A 16,635-nucleotide genomic window follows, 5' to 3' on the forward strand; every position below is an offset into this window, starting at 1 on the left:
CAGGTGATCCGGATAGGTTCGCCGTGCAGTTCCAGGTCGTTGGCGCTTGGAATGTGCAGGGTGACAGCTGGAAAAATGGTTTGCTTTGCGTGTATGCCGGTGGAGTGCGTATTTATGATGCTGTAGAAGCGTTGGAACTGCGTTCAGCGCTGAGTTTCTTCTCCGGCATCCGATTGCCTGACTCTACTGCGGATCTAATCTATGAGGATCGAGAAGTTTTCGACAATGCCAGGGCCTACTTTTCGGGGGAGATAGGCGATTTGCTACCAGGCATCGCGGACTTTTCGGCTACTGAAGCTGAAGATTCTGGTTTCATTCTGTACTTCCAAATGGAACGGGATGGCGATCGACTGGTTTGGTCGCGGGATGATGGCCATACCGTAGAAGGTTTAAAGCTTGAGACAGGTACCGTGGCTGCTGTCATCGAACAGCTCAAGACATGCAGATTGTAGCGTTCGCTCGAGAAAGGCAGCCTCGCAGACGACTTTGCTGAGGCAGCCTTCTCGTCCTGGTTTTTGGACCTGGAGCAAGGATAAGAATCGGAATTTCCTTATTCCTTGTAGTCCATTTCCGAAGCATGCTTTTACCGCCTTTCAGCCCTTGCTCCAGGTCAACTCGCCTTCTAGTCTCGGCCTGCCGCTGCCAATTCAGCGGTCGGTTTTGACAGACCGTAGACGTTGCCCTCGTAGGTTTGCTTTCATGGCGGCTGTGCGTGTGGGCACCCCGTGTGCGCCGAGTGCCAACGTCTCGGTCTGTCAACCCGCGTACAGCTGCCACCCTCTTGTTTGACAGCAAAGTGCGGCGGCTCCATTTCATACGTTGGAGTCAAGACATGCTGAAGATTGTCCCCGATCCACCTTCCTCCCAGGATCACGCCCACTTCCTCGAAGACACCCTGGTACGCGCCATCGAGTACGCCTTCTGCGCCCTCACGGTGGCCAACCAGGCCGTCCAGCTCAAGCCCCGGTCGCCCGGCGCGATCCTGGTGCTGGCCGCCGCCCACGAGATGGAGGCGGTGCGCACGTTGCTCGAATCCGCCCTGACCCAGGTGCAGCACTCGGTCCAAGCGCCGGGCGAGCCCCGCACGCTGCACTAGCCGACGACGTTTTCAGGGAGATCGATCATGACCACAGACGATGGCAAGACCCAGGTCACGCCGGGCAAGACCCGTTTTTATCAGGGCGAGGGCAAGGATGCCCAGCCGCTGTTCTGTATCGAGCCCGGCATTCCCTGCCAGCACGCTCGCGAACAGGCGTCGGAGTTGATGGATTATGTGCGGCACCTGACCTTGGTCGGGGTGATGGACGAAGATCCGCGGATGGTCTGGGCTGCCCACTATCTCAGTGCGTTGGCCAAGGCGCTGATGGATGATGCGGAGCTTGGGATGGCGCATTAGTCCCAGGCTTTGCACATTCCCCCGTAGGAGCGGCCTTGTGCCGCGAAAGGGCTGCGAAGCGGCCCCAGGATTTGTGCATCAAGCTGATATCGCCGGGGCTGCTTCGCAGCCCTTTCGCGGCACAAGGCCGCTCCTACAGGGCTTGGCGTGACAGATGGGCCGGCGGCACCTGGTCTACCAGCCAGACACCGTTGTCGGCTTGATAGAACACCGTTCCCGCTGCGCACATGGCCTGGGTATCGACCGTAAGCAGCACCGGCTGACCATATCGCTTGCCCACCGCCAGTGCGGTCTGCGGATCCTCGCTCAGGTGCACATGGTGGCGACTGCCGGGGATCAGGCCCTGGGCTTCGATGGAGGCCAGGAAGCGGCTGGCGGTGCCGTGATAGAGCAGGGCGGGTGGCGTCTTGGCGACATGGCGCACTTCGACCTGGGCGCTGCTGTGGCCCTGGGCGGCGCGGATGCGGCGGCCATCGTCGGAGAGGGTGAAACGGCGCTTGTCATTGGTCTCGACCACCTCGCGCAGGGCGTGCAGGTCGAAGGCATGGCCTTGCCGGCCGGCGCCGTGGATCAGCGCGTCGACATCGGCCCAGCCGTCGCGGTCGAGGGTCAGGTCGATGGATTCGGGGGCGTGGCGCAGTACGTAGCTGAGGAATTTGCTGAGGGTGTCGCGTTGTTTCTGGTTCACTGGAAAGGTCCTTTTCCATGGCTTCTGGTCGTTTGGGGCGTGGGCATTCTCCGGGTTTGGGGTTGAGTTCTCAAGCGTGTGGATGACCTGTGAGAGCGCACTCCCACAGGTTCGTCGCTGATGTCAGCCCTGACGCAAGGCGTCGAGCAGCGCCTTCAGCTGGTCACGGCCCTGGGCATCCAGCCCGAACACCGGCCGACGCGGTTCACCCACCGGCAGCCCGGTTATCTCCAGGCCAGCCTTGATGGTCGCCGGCAAGCCCCCCTTGAGGATGAAGTCGAGCAACGGCAGCTGGCGGTAGAACAGCGCCTTGGCCTGCTCCAGCTCACCGGCCTGCACCGCCTGGTATAGCCGCAGGTTCAGTTCGGGAATCAGGTTGGCCGCCGCCGTGCACCAGCCTGTGGCGCCCGCCACGAAGGCCTCCAGCGCCAGCGGGTTGCAGCCGTTGTAGAACGGCACCTGGCCCTCGCCGAGCAGTTGCAGCTTGTGCATGCGCTGGATGTCGCCGGTGCTCTCCTTGACCATGGTCACGTTGTCGACTTCGCGCACGATACGCAGGATCAGCTCCACCGGCATGTCGGTGCCGCTGGTGGCCGGGTTGTTGTAGAGCATGATCGGCAGATCGATGGCCGCGCCGATGGCGCGGTAGTGCTGGACGATCTCGGCTTCGCTGAGTTTCCAGTAGGCCGCCGGCAGCACCATCACTGCGTCGGCGCCGTGTTGCTGGGCGAAGCGAGCGCGGCGCACGGCACCGGCGGTGGTCAGGTCGGAGACGCTGACGATGCTCGGCACGCGCTTGGCGATGCGCTCCAGGCTGTACTGGGCGACCTGCTGCCATTCGCCGTCGCTCAGGTAGGCACCTTCGCCGGTGCTGCCCAGCGGTGCGATGGCGTGGACGTCGCCGTCGATCAGGCGGTCGATGGAGCGGCCCAGGGCCGGCAGGTCAAGCTGTTCACCGTCCTGGGTGAACGGGGTGATGGTATAGCCGATGATGCCGTGGAATCGAGTGGTCATGGTGTGTGGCTCCGCAAGCAAGGCAAGGTAGGGTCAGGCGAGGCAATCGGTGTGCTGGCGCAGGGCCTGCCGGGCGTAATAGTTGAAGGCGGCGCCGTGGCGCTTGGGCCGGTCGATCCAGTCGTGGGCGTCGCGGCCGAGCTCCGGGGCGATCGGCTTGATGGTGCCGGCGGCCATCGCCAGCAGCTGCAGGCGCGCGGCGCGCTCGATCAGCTGGGCGTAGACGCAGGCCTGCTCGATGCTGGTGCCGGTGGACAGCTGACCGTGGTGCGAGAGCAGGATGGCGCGCTTGTCGCCCAGGGCAGCGCTGATGATCTCGCCTTCCTCGTTGCCCACCGGCACGCCCGGCCAGGCTTCGAGGAACGCGCAGTCCTCGTACAGCGGGCACAGGTCCATGTGCGAGACCTGTAGCGGCACTTCGAGCATCGACAACGCGGCGACGTGGGTGGGGTGGGTGTGGATGATGCAGTTGACGTCGGGGCGGGCGCGGTACACCCAGCTGTGGAAGCGGTTGGCCGGGTTGGGCATGCCCTGGCCTTCGAGCACTTCGAGGTCTTCGTTGACCAGCAGCAGGTTGCCGGCGGTGATTTCGTCGAAGCCCAGGCCCAGTTGCTGGGTGTAGAAAGTGCCTGGCTGCGGGCCGCGGGCGCTGATCTGCCCGGCCAGGCCCGAGTCGTGGCCGTGGTCGAAGAGAATTCGGCAGGTCAGGGCCAGCTTTTCGCGCACAGTCCACGTATTATCGGCAAGCGAGCCTTGCATCTGTGTCAGTGCCTTTTGCACCAGCTGGTCTTTGCTGAGGGTAAGGGTGTTGGCCATGGGGAGCTTTCCTCTGTGGCGTGATGACGGATGTCAGGGCTGGCTCGCCCCCGAGCTTTGGACGGTGAGGGGGCGAGCCATCAGATGACACAAATAATCCTATATGACACAAAGTGTCATAAGCAAGTGCGTTTGTTCGGGAATCCCGCTTCACATGTCTATCCGACTGAAACTGCTGAGAAAGAAACTAGGCATCACCCTTGAGCAGCTGGCTGAGAAGTCCGGCATGACCAAGAGCTACCTGTCCAAGGTCGAGCGCGGCCTCAACATGCCGTCGATCGCCGCCGCGCTGAAGCTGGCGCGGGCGCTCAACGTCAATGTCGAGGAGCTGTTCGACGGCGAGCACGACGGCCAGGCGCGCTACAGCCTGGTGCGTCGCGGCGAGCGCCAGGCGCTGGTGGGCGGCGGCGAGGGGCCGGGGTATGCGGTGCTGACCTCGCAGGTCGGCCAGCGCAGCCTGCTGCCGTTCCTGATCCAGCCGCCGACCACGTTCAGCGACCCGACCTTCAAGGAACACGAAGGCGAGGAGTTCCTGTTCGTCCACGAGGGGCAGGTGGAGGTCGACTTCATGAGCGAGCGGGTGCTGCTGGAGGCGGGCGACGCCCTGCATTTCAATGCCCAGACCCCGCACCGCCTGCGTTCGGTCGGCGAGCGCCAGGCGCAGTTGCTGGTGGTGGTGCAGGGCGGCGAGGGGTGAGGGCGGGGCGATGATCGAGGTCTCGCGGTTCTGGCGTGATCCGGCATTGCCCTTCGTCGAAGCCCGGCGCGTGGGAGACGGCCGCCAGGTGTGCTACGCCGCCCATTCCCACGAAAGTTTCTCCATCGGCGTGATCACCGGCGGGCGCAGCACCTACCTGACCGGCAACGCCCGGCACGAGGTGGCGGCGGGGACCACGGTATTGATGAACCCGGGCGTGGTGCACACCTGCAATCCGATCCAGGGCGAGCCCTGGTCGTACCTGATGCTGTTCGTCGACATGCCCTGGCTGCTGGCGCGTGGCTTCGCGTTGCCCTCGGCGACCTTGAGCTCATCGACGGTGCTGTATGGGCAGTTGCTGGCGCTGTTTGCCGGGCTGTTCGAGCCTGGCAACGAGGGTCGGGAGGCGCAGCTGGAGGCGTTCTTCAAGGGTTTGCCGCAGCTGCTGGAGGCCGACGCGAGCGGCCAGCCCGCGCGCCATCCACGTGTGGAACTGGCCGCCGCGTTCATCCGTGCCCATCGCCTCGACCCGCTGACGCTGGACGACATCTGCGCCGCAGCGGGGCTGTCACGGGCCTACCTGATCCGCGCGTTCGGCAAGCGCTTCGGCCTGACGCCCCATGGCTACCTGCTCGACCAGCGGGTGCAGCACGCCCGGGCGCAACTGCGCAACGGCAGGCCGATCGCCGAGGTGGCGCTGGAGGCGGGATTCGCCGACCAGGCGCACCTGCAGCGGGCCTTCAAGCGCCACCTGGCGACCACGCCGGGGCATTACCGCAATGGCTGAATAACAGGAATGTCCCACCTGTGCGGGAGATCACCCAAGCCTTTGGGCTGTGCTGTCGCGCAGGGAACTGGGTTGCCAGCCCCACCAGCGTGGGAGCGGCGGTGCGCCGATGCGACTTGCCCCGCGATGTGGTGTATGGCACCGGCATAGCCGGTGATCGCGGGGCAAGCCCGCTCCCACGCTGCCCCAGTCACATCAAAGAACTGTGTTTAGGTCCATGAGAGCGGGCTTCCCCCGCGACAGGGCTCGAGCCAACAGCCTCACAGGATCAGGTAGACCGCACTCGCCACCAGCAACCCCGCCAGCACCCGATTCAACAGACGCATACGCCACGGCTCACCCAGGTACTGACGGATCACGCTGCCAGCCCAGGCCCAGCTGGCCACGGAAAGGAAGCAGATCGGCCCGTAGATCCAGGTGAACTGCCACAGCAACTGCTGCTCGCCGCCGGTGTAGGCACCGATCCCGGCCACCGCCGCCAGCCAGGCCTTGGGGCTCAGCCACTGCATGGCCGCGCCGTGCCAGGCGCTGGGCGCTCGCCGGTTGTCGTCGGCGCCCAGCCCGCCATCGTCACTGGCCAGCTTCCAGGCCATGTACAGCAGAAACAGCACGCCACCCCCGTGCAGTAGCCGCCCGAGCAAGGGCCAGCGCAGCAACAGTTCATGCACGCCCAGCCCCACCAGCACCAGCAGCAGGCAGAAACCCAGGGTGGCGCCGGCCGCATGCCCGATGCTGGCCCGCAGGCCGTGGCGCGCGCCGCTGCCGAGGGCGACGATGTTGACCGGGCCGGGGGAGATGGAGGCGGCCAGGGCAAAGGCCGCCATGGACAATGTCAGGCTCATCGGAGGTTTCCATGTTGGAGGAGGGTATGGCTATCCTGGCTAAAATCGTGACGGGCGTATTGAACAAAAATGCTCTGCCGCACCTGTTACAGCTTTTGTAATAGTTTTGCGCTATCAGAGAAATCTGCTTCGATTGTAGGATCGACATCCCTATTTTCTATCAAGGTCTATATGAGCACCTTCGCGGAGCCCCCCAGTCCCCGGCCGTCCCGGCCTTCCTTCCTGCGTCCTCGTGACGCCGCCCTCGTGAGTACCCGCTAATGGAATGGCTAGCCGACCCCACGGCCTGGCTGGGCCTGTTGACGCTTATCGTCCTCGAGCTGGTGCTGGGTATCGACAACCTGGTGTTCATTGCCATCCTCGCCGACAAGCTGCCGCCGCACCAACGCGACCGCGCCCGGGTGATCGGCCTGTCGCTGGCGCTGATCATGCGCCTGGGCCTGTTGGCCAGCATCTCGTGGATGGTGACCCTCACCGCGCCGCTGATCGACGTGTTCGGCAAGACCTTCTCCGGCCGTGACCTGATCATGCTGTTCGGTGGTGTGTTCCTGTTGTTCAAGGCCACCATGGAACTGCACGAACGCCTCGAGGGCCATGTCGCCCAGAGCGGCGGCGTGACCCGTCACGCGGCGTTCTGGCCGATCGTCGCGCAGATCGTGGTGCTCGACGCGGTGTTTTCGCTGGACGCGGTGATCACCGCCGTGGGCATGGTCGAGCAGCTGTCGGTGATGATGATCGCGGTGATCTTCTCCATCGGCATCATGATCGTCGCCAGCAAGCCGCTGACCCGCTTCGTCAACGCCCATCCGACGGTGATCATGCTGTGCCTGGGCTTCCTGATGATGATCGGCTTCAGCCTCACCGCCGAAGGCCTGGGTTTCCATATTCCCAAGGGCTACCTGTACGCGGCCATCGGCTTCTCGCTGCTGATCGAGCTGTTCAACCAGCTGGCCCGCGCCCGCCGCAAGCGCAGCCTGCATCAGCACCGGCCATTGCGTGAGCGCACGGCCCACGCGGTGCTGCGCCTGATGGGCGGGCGCCGGGTAGAGGCCGACGAGGTGGGCGAGGAGATCGCCGACCTGGTGGCTGGTGGCGACGAGCAGGTGGTGTTCGACCGCCGCGAGCGGGTGATGATCAGTGGCGTGCTCAACCTGGCCGAGCGGCCGATCCGCACGGTGATGACGGTGCGGGCCAAGGTCGATGCCATCGACCTGTCGCAGCCGGCCGAGGCGATCACCCAGATGCTGGTCAACTCGTCCTACTCGCGCCTGCCGCTGATCCGCGACGGGCGCATCGAGGAGCCGCTGGGCTACGTGCACAAGAAGGAGCTGCTCAAGGAACTGCTGGGCGGCAACCAGCCGGCGCTGGAGCACCTGGCGCGGGCGCCGTTGAACCTGCTGGAGAGCTTCAGCATCCTCAACGCCCTGGAGCAGATGCGCGCCCAGTCCACCCACATCGCCTTCGTGGTCAACGAGTTCGGTGACTTCACCGGGGTGCTGACCATGACCGACATCCTCGAGTCGATTGCCGGCGAGCTGCCGGACGCGAGCGAGGTGGAGGGGCCGGGCGTGGTCGAGGAGGCGGGTGGCTTCGTGGTCAGTGGCGCCCTGAACCTGGCCCAGGTCCAGGCGCGCACCGGCTTCGCCGCCCGTGCCACCGATGACTACCAGACCCTGGCGGGCCTGGTGATGAGCCTGCTGGACCGCCTGCCGGTGGTGGGCGATCACCTGGCCTGGAACGGCTGGACCATGACCGTGGTGGCGGTGGAGGAGCGTCGGGTGCGTCAGGTGCGCCTTACACCGAACGCCGACGCTGACGCAGCAGGTGCTTGATGCCTTCAAGCACCAGCACCAGCACGGCGGCCCAGATCGGCAGGTAGGTCAGCCACTGGTCGGGGCCGATGGTCTCGCCCAGCGCCAGGGCCACGCCCACCAGCAGCACCGGCTCGACGTAGCTGAGCAGGCCGAACAGGCTGAACGGCAACAGACGGCTGGCCAGCACGTAGGCGATCAGGGCGCAGGCGCTGATCGCCCCGAGCAGCGGGATAAGCCCGTACAGGGCCGGGTGCTCGGCCAGGTCCGCCGCCGACAGCGGGCCCTGGATCACGAAGTACAGGGCCCATGGCAGCAGCAGGCACATGTCGCACCACAGGCCGCCCAGGTGGTCGGTGCGGCAGCGCCGTCTGAGGACGAAGTAGATCGGGTAGCCGATCATCACCAGCAGGGTTTCCCAGGCAAAGCTACCGTGCTGGTACAGCTCGTGGCCAACCCCGAGCACGGCGAAGCTCACCGCGACCTTCTGCAGGCGCGACAGGCGTTCGCCATACACCAGCCGCCCGGTCAGCACCATGGCCAGCGGCAGCAGGAAGTAGCCCATCGACACTTCCAGGCTGCGCCCGTGCAGGGGCGCCCAGAGGAACAGCCACAATTGCACGCCCATCAGCCACGAGGTGCCGACCATGCCGAGCAGCAGCAGCGGTGTGCGGCGCACCCGCCCGAGCAGCTCGCCGACCCGTTTCCAGTCCTTCGACACCAGCATGAACAGCGTCAGGCAGGGCAGGGTCAGCAGGGTGCGCCAGCCGAAGATCTCCTCGCCGTCCAGGGGCTTGAGGAAGGAGGTATAGAAGTACATCACGGCGAACAGACAGGACGCCATGACCGACGAAAGAATGCCTTTTGACACGAATGCCTCGGAAAACGGGAAGTGAGCGGGCGGATCAGCCGCGCATGATCTCAGGGCCATTGCCCGGCGGCAACTGCGGGCTACCCGGCTGGGCGGCCAGGGCCAGCAGCAGTTCGTCGGCGGGCATCGGCCGGGCGAACAGGTAGCCCTGCTGGAAGTCCACTTCGTGGCGTGCCAGGTAGTCGCGCTGCACCTCGGTCTCCACGCCTTCGGCGACGATGCCCAGGCCCAGCTTGGCCGAGAGTTCGATGATGGTGTCGAGGATATGCTGGGACAGGGCGTCGCCGCCGATCATGGCGACGAAGCTCTGGTCGATCTTCAGGTAGTCGACCTGGAACTGGCGCAGGTAGTTGAGGCTGGACTGGCCGGTGCCGAAGTCGTCCAGGGCGATCATCACGCCCATGGCGTGCAGCTTCTCGAACAGTTCCAGGGTCACCGGGGTCGGCTCGATCAGCTTGCGCTCGGTCAGCTCCAGGGTCAGTACCACGCGCCCGGGCGGGAAGTGCTGGAGGAAGGTCTGGCAGTCGTCGAGCAGGCCCAGGTCGCGGCAGTGGTCGGCGGTGATGTTGATGCCGACATGGAAACCGTCCTCCAGCAGCGCCGCATGCGGGGCCAGGGCCTGGGCGGTGTGCAGCATCAGGGCCCGGGTCATGGCGACGATCTGGCCGCTATGCTCGGCATAGGGAATGAACAGGTCCGGGCGCACCAGCCCTTCGCGCGGATGCTGCCAGCGCATCAGCACTTCGACACCGGCCCAGCGGTAATCGCCCTTGCGTACCACCGGCTGGAAGTACGGCACGAACTCGTCGGCGTCCAGGGCCCGGTCCAGCTCGCCGCGTGATGAACTGGCGCGGCGGATCTGCCAGCGGCAGGCGGCACCGGCCGCCACCCCCAGCATCAGCAGCAAGCTCAGCAGGGCGGGGTAGCGCGAGCGCATCAATGCGGCATGCCTGCCTTCTTCGTAGCCGGCATGCACATCGAACGGATAACGGGTGGAGGCATACTGCGTGGCGGCGGTGGCCGCGAGCGGCGGCTTGCCATCGTGAACCTGGCCATCGCTGCCCATCCAGTGATTGCCGACATGCACCTTCACCAGGTTGTCGGCGCCGATCAGGTGCAGCGCGGTGAGCAGGTGGCGGCCATCCACGGTGGTGATCGCTCCCCGGTCGCCACGGCCCTCCTGGTTGACCCGGTAGACCAGCAGGGCCTGTCCCGGGGTGACCGAGTTGCCGTTCATCAGCCACAGTTGTCCATTGGTGTAGTCGCTGGCATTGACCGGCTCGTCGAAGTCGCCGAACAGCGAGGTGCAGTACAGGCGGTCGTGGTCGAACAGGTTGGTCGAACGCACGAAGGCGTTGCGCGTCACCTCGATGCGCAGGGCCAGCTGCACCTCGTCGCAGGGCAACCCGGCCTTGGGCAGCAGGTGATGGGCGGCGCTGGACAGGCTGTCGAGGATCGCTTCGACATGGACGCCCACTTCTCGGGCCGTGGCCAGGCTGCTGGCCTGCAGTTCCTGTTCGGTCTGCCAGCGCATCACCGCCAGCCCGCACAGCAGTGGCAGCACGCCGACGCCCCAGGGCAGCAGGGCGCGCCAGCTCCAGCGGGTGGGGCGTTTGGCGGTCAGGGGCATGTGCGTGTGGACCTTCTGCGAGGTGACGGGTTGCTGCTGAGAATAGCCGTTTGTCGGAACAACCTGCGAACTAAAGCGCGACAAACAAATTTACGCACTGTAGAATCGGGTTACGAATACAACAATAAGGTTCTCCGCCTCCCGGGGAATCAAGCCCGCCGAGAATGGGTCCATATGACATACCATGGGTTCAAGCTGATCATTGGTGACTTCCTGGCCCGCAGCGTGCGCGGGATCCCCTGCTCACCACCACGCCATCTCCACATCCAAAGCCTGTAATAAACCGTTTTTCGCTTATAGATGAGGACACCCACATGGCAGATATCTTCGACAACCCGATGGGCCTGGAAGGCTTCGAATTCATCGAGCTCGCTTCGCCGACCCCTGGCGTGCTGGAGCCGGTATTCCAGATTCTCGGTTTCACCAAGGTGGCCAGCCACCGCTCCAAGGATGTGCACCTGTATCGCCAGGGCGGCATCAACCTGATCCTCAACAACGAGCCCAAGAGCATCGCCTCGTACTTCGCCGCCGAGCACGGCCCGTCGGTGTGCGGCATGGCCTTCCGCGTGCGCAACGCCCATGAAGCCTACGCCCGCGCCCTGGAACTGGGCGCCCAGCCGGTGGAGATCGAAACCGGTCCGATGGAACTGCGCCTGCCGGCGATCAAAGGTATCGGTGGCGCGCCGCTGTACCTGATCGACCGCTACGAAGAAGGCAGCTCGATCTACGATATCGACTTCAAGTTCATCGAAGGCGTGGACCGCAACCCGGTCGGCGCGGGCCTGAAGATCATCGATCACCTGACCCACAACGTCTATCGCGGACGCATGGCCTACTGGGCCAACTTCTATGAAAAACTGTTCAACTTCCGCGAAATCCGTTATTTCGACATCAAGGGCGAGTACACCGGCCTGACCTCCAAGGCCATGACCGCGCCGGACGGCATGATCCGCATTCCGCTCAACGAGGAATCGTCGAAAGGGGCGGGACAGATCGAAGAGTTCCTGATGCAGTTCAATGGCGAAGGCATCCAGCACGTCGCCTTCCTCACCGACGACCTGCTCAAGACCTGGGACGCGCTCAAGGGCCTGGGCATGCGCTTCATGACCCCGCCGCCGCAGACCTACTACGAGATGCTCGAGGAGCGCCTGCCAGGGCACGGCGAGCCGGTCGACCAGCTGCAGGCCCGCGGCATCCTGCTCGATGGCGCCTCGGCGCCGGGCGACAAGCGCCTGCTGCTGCAGATCTTCTCGGAAACCCTGCTGGGGCCGGTGTTCTTCGAGTTCATCCAGCGCAAGGGTGACGACGGCTTTGGCGAAGGCAACTTCAAGGCCCTGTTCGAGTCGATCGAGCGTGACCAGGTGCGTCGTGGCGTGCTGAACGTCGAGTAATACGCTTTACCTGCAAGACCCATCGCGGGGCCAGCCCGCTCCCACACCATGACGGGCGTGGGAGCGGGCTGGCCCCGCGATGCTTTTATGGGAGCTACCGGTTGCGCAAGTAGCGAATCACCGCCTCGGCCACCCCGGCGGTGGAGGCCGGATTCTGCCCAGTGATCAGGCTGCCATCCTCCACCACGAAAGGCGTATCGGGATCGACCGCCTCGTACTGGCCGCCGCGGGCGCCCAGCTCGTTTTCGGTCAGGAACGGCACCTCCCCGGCCAGTTCCGCCAGTTTCTCCTCGATATTGGAAAAACCGGTGACTTTGCGTCCCCTGAGCAGCAGGCTGTTGTCGCTGAGCTTGATATTGAGCAGGCCCACCACGCCATGGCAGACCGCAGCGACCGCACCACCGCTTTCGTAGATGCGCCGTGCCAGCTCTTGCAGCGGTTGGTTGTCGGGGAAATCCCACATCACACCATGTCCGCCGGTGTAGTAAATCCCGCTGTACTGCTCGGCCTTGACCTGGCCAGGGCTAAGGGTGGCGCCCAGGCGATTCATGAAGGTCTTGTCGTTGTACCACTGCCAGTCCAGCTCCGGCGCCACGCGCAGGCTGTGCGGATCGATCGGCACATAGCCGCCCGCCGGGCTGACATAGTCGACGGAAAAACCCGCCTGCTGCACCTTGTCGACGAAGTGCACGGCCTCACCCAGCCACAGCCCTGTGGCGCGCGAGATGGTGGGGTACTTGGCGGTATTGGTCAGCACGACCAGGAGCTTCTTGTTCATGTGTGCATGCCCGTCGAATCCATGGGAAAACGGTTGGCCAGCAGGAGCGAAAGCCTTATCAGCATAGCCCTCGCCACGCAATGCGCCACGGCCGGCGGACGCTGTGCTAGGCTGCTGAAAATTCGATGCATTACCGGGGCGAAACCATGGACAAGGGCACTTCCACTTTCCTGCAGGCCGCCATCGACGAGGCTCGCAAGGGGCTCGAGGAGGGCGGCATCCCGATCGGCTCGGTGCTGGTGCACGACGGCAAGATCATCGGCCGCGGCCATAATCGAAGGGTGCAGAACGGCAGCGCCATCCTGCATGGCGAGATGGACGCCCTGGAAAATGCCGGTAGACAGCCTGCCCGGGTGTACCAGGAATCCACCCTCTATACCACCTTGTCGCCTTGCGCCATGTGCAGCGGGGCTATCCTGCTGTACGGCATCAAGCACGTGGTCATCGGTGAGAACACCACGTTCCTGGGAGAGGAAAAACTGCTCGGCAGCCGGGGTGTACGCTTGGAAGTACACGACGATGAGACCTGCAAGGCGCTGATGCGCCGGTTCATCGAGGAAAAGCCTGAGCTGTGGGACGAAGATATTGGCCGCTGACCTGCATGCCGGCGGGGGCGAGATCCAGGTCATTCATCTGGCGCCACCTACCTCCCCGCTGGCCACCATAGGCAAGCCCATCGCCGACTTCGACTGGTTCACGACCCCGCTGGGGCCGCTGACGTCCTGGCCACCCGCCCTGCGTATCGCCGCCGACATGGTGTTGCTGTCTCCGTTTCCCTGTGCGCTGGTCTGGGGCCCGGCGCTGACCGTGATTCACAACCAACCTTACCAGGCCCTGCTGGGCGCTGAGGGTGGCCATCAGGGCCGGTCCTTCGATGCACTCTGGGCGCAGAACTGGGAGGGCATGGGCGCGGCCGTGTTCAAGGTGCTGGAGGGGCAGGGCAGCCTGATCGAGGACGCGCCGTTGCCTGTCAATCGAGAGGGCTTCGCGGCGACGGCCTGGGTGACGGGTTGCTATTCACCTATCCGTAACGACCAGGGTGAGGTTGCCGGCTTCCTGCATGCCCTGATCGAGACCACTGCCAGTATCGAGACCGGGCGTGAATGGCGTGAGCTGGCGCTGTCCTTCGAGGCGCGCCTGGAGCAGTACCTGAGCGATCCGCAACATACCTGGCAGCTGTCGCCCGACGTCATGCTGATGCTTGATGCCAACCTGCACGTGCGCTCGTCGAATCCGGCCTGGCATCGCTTGCTGGGCTGGGGAGAGGCGTCGCATCTGCAGGTGACCTTGCCTGAACTGTTCCACCCCGCCGATCGCACCGAAGCCCAGCTTGCATTGAAGTCGCTGCTTCAGGGACAGGGCATGACGGCATTCGATGCTCGGGTCAGGCACAACGAAGGGCACTATTGCTGGTTCCGCTGGACCGGGATTGCCGGTCCGGCACTGCCCGCGCTGGTGGGACGGGACATCACCGCTGACCGCCAGGCGGTCCAACGCCTGGCCGAGGCGGCGGTGCGGGACGGCCAGCGCATGGAATCCGTGGTGAAAGTTGCGGGTGGCCTGGCGCATGAAATGAACAACGTGCTGTCCGGTGTCGGCAGTAGCCTCGAACTGCTCGAGCGACGCCTGGCCCAGGGGCGGATGGAGCGTGTCGAGGAATATGTGCAGATGGCCCGGGAATGTGCCCAGCGCGCCATTGGCCTGACCCAGAACCTGCTGGCGTTCGCCCGTAGCCAGCCGCTGTCGCCCAACCCACTGAACATCAATCGCCTGCTGCAGGAGATGGAGCCGATGTTGCGCCAGACCCTCGGCGCCGAAATGCACCTGGATTGGCAACTGGATGTCGCGCCCTGGCTGTTGCAGGTCGACGCCGATCAGTTGCGCAACGCCCTCCTGCATCTTTGCAGCAATGCCCGGGATGCCTGTCTTGGCCAGGGCACCCTGACGATCAGAACCTCCAACGAGCGCTTGGCGTTGGCCAGCGAGGGGCCGGCCAGTGTACCGGCGGGCGACTATGTCACGTTGCAGATCGAGGACGATGGCCACGGCATGTCCCGGGAGGATGTGGCGAGGGCCTTCGAACCGTTCTTCACCACCAAGCCGTTGGGGCAGGGGGCGGGCCTGGGGCTGCCCATGGTGCATGGTTTCGTGTGCCAGTCGGGGGGCCAGGTGTGGATCGAATCGAGCTTGGATCAAGGGACTCGGGTAGTGCTGATGTTCCCGCGCCATTTGGGTGTGCTGCCCGAGAGCATCGCCCTGGACGCGCTGCCGGTTCAGGCCCGGGGCGAGCGGCTGCTGTTGGTCGATGACGAAGTCAACCTGCGCGGGCTGATGAAAGAGGCGCTGGTCGAATGCGGCTTCGAGGTGTGCGATGTGGCCGATGCCAATGGCGCACTGGGCGAGTTCCGGCATCGCGGCCCGTTCGACCTGGTGATCACCGATATCGGCTTGCCGGGAGGCTTCAGCGGGCGCCAGGTGGCCAAGGCGCTGCGGATGATGAAGCCGGAGCAGAAAATCCTGTTCATCACTGGCTTTACCAGCGACCCGGTCGAGCAGGTACTGCTCGACGAACCGGGTACGGCATTGATGTTCAAGCCGTTCTCGCTGCAGACGCTGGTGGTCAAGATCCAGCGTATGCTGCAAGCCTGAGGGCGGGTTTCAGAGTCCCTGCTGCAGGTAGGGGTCGTCCGGGTTCTGTCGTTCCAGCTCGGCCAGCAGGACCTGGACATTCTGCAGTTGGCCGGTTTCCTTCCAGTACTCGATCAGCAGCACCCGCGCCCGGCGATTGGCGGGCTGGCGATTGAGCACGGTTTCCAGCTGCTTCTGCGCGGCATCTATTTGCTCAAGCTGGTGCAGGGTGACGGCCAGGGTATAGCGGTATTCGTTGTTCTCCGGTTCCAGTTCGACCGCGCGGGCCAGCGCCAGCAGGGCGTATTCCTGCTGCTCGTGGCGGGTCAGCCACAGCCCCAGCTCGTGTTGCAGGAACGCCGAGTCGGGGCGCAGCGCCAAGGCCTTGGCCAGTACTTCACGGGAGGCGTCGTGACGGCCTTGCTGCTCCAGCAGGCGCACCTGGGTGGCCAGGGCGTCCAGCCCCTCGGGCGCCACCGCCAGGCTACGTTGCAGGGCCCTGTCGGCATCGCTGTAGGCCTGCTCATGCATGTACAGCCGGGCCAGGTGTACTTGGGCCGCGGCGTCGTCGGGCTGTTGCTCCAAGGTCTGCTCGTATTGCTCCAGGGCATCCTGCAAGGGGCCAAAGTACAGGCCGATGGCGTCGGGGTCGAGGCCCAGCAGCGCGTCTACCGCAGCGAAACGCACGCTTTGCTCGTCATCCTCCAGCAGCGGGCCCAGCACCAGGCTGCGCTGGGCGGCCGGCAGCAGGCGGCGGATGCTGGCGATGGCGGCGCGGCGGACCAGCGGGTCGGCGTGCTCCAGGTCTTGCTGGGCCAGCTTCAATGCCTGTGGCGATGGGTAGTTGGGTAGTTCGACGTAGAGCGCGGCACGGCGGATCGGTGGCAGGTCGTCGCGTTGCAGCTGCTGGTAGAGCACCCGGGCGGCGCCCGGCAGGCCATCGTGGGCCTGGCGCAGGGCCTTGGCGTAGCTGTGCGGCGGCAGGCTGGGCGCCGCGGGTTGCTGGTCACGCCACAGGTAGCCGATCGCGATGGGCAGTACCAGTACAAGCAGCAGGGCGATCAGGATCAGGTGGCGTCGTTGCATCTCGCGGTCCGGGGTGGCGGTACCGCAGAGCTTGGGGCAGGCGGGGGGCAATTGCAATGATGGGGACTAACGGGGTGGCTCCCGGGCAGCGCAACTCCCCTGTCGAACACCTGTTGTCCCCCCTTCCCATGTCAGCCCACCCCCCCTCGATCCATTAGCGTTCCGAGCATTTCCGACTGGCTAAAGCAGGATGCTCACCA

The 16,635-nt window shown here is 64.8% G+C and carries 17 protein-coding genes; 9 read left to right on the top strand and 8 right to left on the bottom strand.

The window, feature by feature from the left end; translation table 11 throughout:
* Nucleotides 1-23 precede the first annotated feature (23 nt).
* The 3 genes from K2O50_RS12450 to K2O50_RS12460 all read left to right on the top strand — a co-directional run bounded on the left by K2O50_RS12450 (nucleotide 24) and on the right by K2O50_RS12460 (nucleotide 1,396).
* A complete protein-coding gene (locus tag K2O50_RS12450; RefSeq protein WP_162232966.1) occupies nucleotides 24-452 on the top strand; it encodes an Imm42 family immunity protein in 429 nt (142 codons plus the stop codon).
* A gap of 380 nt (nucleotides 453-832) precedes the next feature.
* Nucleotides 833-1,096 carry a hypothetical protein gene (locus tag K2O50_RS12455; protein ID WP_050705826.1) on the top strand — a complete coding sequence of 88 codons (264 nt, stop codon included), beginning with the start codon at nucleotides 833-835 and terminating at the stop codon, nucleotides 1,094-1,096.
* Between the two features lie 27 nt (nucleotides 1,097-1,123).
* Nucleotides 1,124-1,396 carry a DUF3077 domain-containing protein gene (locus tag K2O50_RS12460; protein WP_028691523.1) on the top strand — a complete coding sequence of 91 codons (273 nt, stop codon included), beginning with the start codon at nucleotides 1,124-1,126 and terminating at the stop codon, nucleotides 1,394-1,396.
* 133 nt (nucleotides 1,397-1,529) lie between these two features.
* Here the strand turns inward: K2O50_RS12460 and K2O50_RS12465 are convergent, their stop codons facing one another.
* From K2O50_RS12465 to K2O50_RS12475, 3 genes are all read right to left on the bottom strand, one after another.
* Entirely contained in the window at nucleotides 1,530-2,084 is a 555-nt protein-coding gene (locus tag K2O50_RS12465) for an RNA 2'-phosphotransferase (protein WP_050705825.1), read from the bottom strand.
* A 123-nt stretch (nucleotides 2,085-2,207) separates the two neighbouring features.
* A complete protein-coding gene (locus tag K2O50_RS12470; RefSeq protein ID WP_050705824.1) occupies nucleotides 2,208-3,098 on the bottom strand; it encodes a dihydrodipicolinate synthase family protein in 891 nt (296 codons plus the stop codon).
* Nucleotides 3,099-3,131: 33 nt separating this feature from the next.
* Nucleotides 3,132-3,914, bottom strand: a complete 783-nt coding sequence (locus K2O50_RS12475; protein ID WP_050705823.1) for an aldolase — start codon at nucleotides 3,912-3,914, stop codon at nucleotides 3,132-3,134.
* Nucleotides 3,915-4,068: 154 nt separating this feature from the next.
* Here K2O50_RS12475 and K2O50_RS12480 point away from each other — a divergent pair, with 154 nt between their 5' ends.
* Entirely contained in the window at nucleotides 4,069-4,611 is a 543-nt protein-coding gene (locus K2O50_RS12480; protein ID WP_050705822.1) for a helix-turn-helix domain-containing protein, read from the top strand.
* A 10-nt stretch (nucleotides 4,612-4,621) separates the two neighbouring features.
* Nucleotides 4,622-5,398: an AraC family transcriptional regulator gene (locus tag K2O50_RS12485; RefSeq protein WP_050705821.1), complete on the top strand. Its 777-nt coding sequence runs from the start codon at nucleotides 4,622-4,624 to the stop codon at nucleotides 5,396-5,398.
* Nucleotides 5,399-5,658: 260 nt separating this feature from the next.
* On the opposite strand, the gene K2O50_RS12490 is transcribed toward K2O50_RS12485, so the two are convergent.
* Nucleotides 5,659-6,240: a LysE family translocator gene (locus K2O50_RS12490; RefSeq protein ID WP_050705820.1), complete on the bottom strand. Its 582-nt coding sequence runs from the start codon at nucleotides 6,238-6,240 to the stop codon at nucleotides 5,659-5,661.
* Nucleotides 6,241-6,500: 260 nt separating this feature from the next.
* On the opposite strand from K2O50_RS12490, the gene K2O50_RS12495 reads away from it, so the two are divergent.
* Nucleotides 6,501-8,072, top strand: a complete 1,572-nt coding sequence (locus tag K2O50_RS12495) for a TerC family protein (RefSeq protein ID WP_050705819.1) — start codon at nucleotides 6,501-6,503, stop codon at nucleotides 8,070-8,072.
* On the opposite strand, the gene rarD is transcribed toward K2O50_RS12495, so the two are convergent.
* Both rarD and K2O50_RS12505 read right to left on the bottom strand, forming a co-directional pair.
* Nucleotides 8,035-8,922: an EamA family transporter RarD gene (rarD, locus tag K2O50_RS12500; RefSeq protein WP_050705818.1), complete on the bottom strand. Its 888-nt coding sequence runs from the start codon at nucleotides 8,920-8,922 to the stop codon at nucleotides 8,035-8,037. The two genes, K2O50_RS12495 and rarD, sit on opposite strands and share 38 nt — an antisense overlap.
* 34 nt (nucleotides 8,923-8,956) lie before the next feature.
* Entirely contained in the window at nucleotides 8,957-10,552 is a 1,596-nt protein-coding gene (locus K2O50_RS12505) for an EAL domain-containing protein (RefSeq protein WP_050705817.1), read from the bottom strand.
* A 314-nt stretch (nucleotides 10,553-10,866) separates the two neighbouring features.
* Here K2O50_RS12505 and hppD point away from each other — a divergent pair, with 314 nt between their 5' ends.
* On the top strand, nucleotides 10,867-11,943 hold the full coding sequence (gene hppD, locus K2O50_RS12510; RefSeq protein WP_050705816.1) for a 4-hydroxyphenylpyruvate dioxygenase: 1,077 nt from the start codon (nucleotides 10,867-10,869) through the stop codon (nucleotides 11,941-11,943).
* 94 nt (nucleotides 11,944-12,037) lie between these two features.
* Here the strand turns inward: hppD and K2O50_RS12515 are convergent, their stop codons facing one another.
* Nucleotides 12,038-12,721, bottom strand: a complete 684-nt coding sequence (locus K2O50_RS12515) for a type 1 glutamine amidotransferase domain-containing protein (protein ID WP_220690021.1) — start codon at nucleotides 12,719-12,721, stop codon at nucleotides 12,038-12,040.
* A gap of 146 nt (nucleotides 12,722-12,867) precedes the next feature.
* On the opposite strand from K2O50_RS12515, the gene K2O50_RS12520 reads away from it, so the two are divergent.
* Together K2O50_RS12520 and K2O50_RS12525 are read left to right on the top strand one after the other, a co-directional pair.
* Nucleotides 12,868-13,317, top strand: coding sequence for a nucleoside deaminase (locus tag K2O50_RS12520; protein WP_050705830.1), 450 nt, complete (start codon nucleotides 12,868-12,870; stop codon nucleotides 13,315-13,317).
* Nucleotides 13,307-15,370: a PAS domain-containing sensor histidine kinase gene (locus K2O50_RS12525; RefSeq protein ID WP_259470172.1), complete on the top strand. Its 2,064-nt coding sequence runs from the start codon at nucleotides 13,307-13,309 to the stop codon at nucleotides 15,368-15,370. The genes K2O50_RS12520 and K2O50_RS12525 overlap by 11 nt, the downstream gene beginning before the upstream one ends.
* Nucleotides 15,371-15,379: 9 nt before the next feature.
* On the opposite strand, the gene K2O50_RS12530 is transcribed toward K2O50_RS12525, so the two are convergent.
* Nucleotides 15,380-16,435, bottom strand: coding sequence for a HEAT repeat domain-containing protein (locus tag K2O50_RS12530; RefSeq protein WP_050705814.1), 1,056 nt, complete (start codon nucleotides 16,433-16,435; stop codon nucleotides 15,380-15,382).
* Nucleotides 16,436-16,635: the final 200 nt, after the last annotated feature.

Source organism: Pseudomonas sp. 2hn, from assembly GCF_019646095.1.
GTDB classification, from domain to species: Bacteria; Pseudomonadota; Gammaproteobacteria; order Pseudomonadales; family Pseudomonadaceae; genus Aquipseudomonas; species Aquipseudomonas peradeniyensis.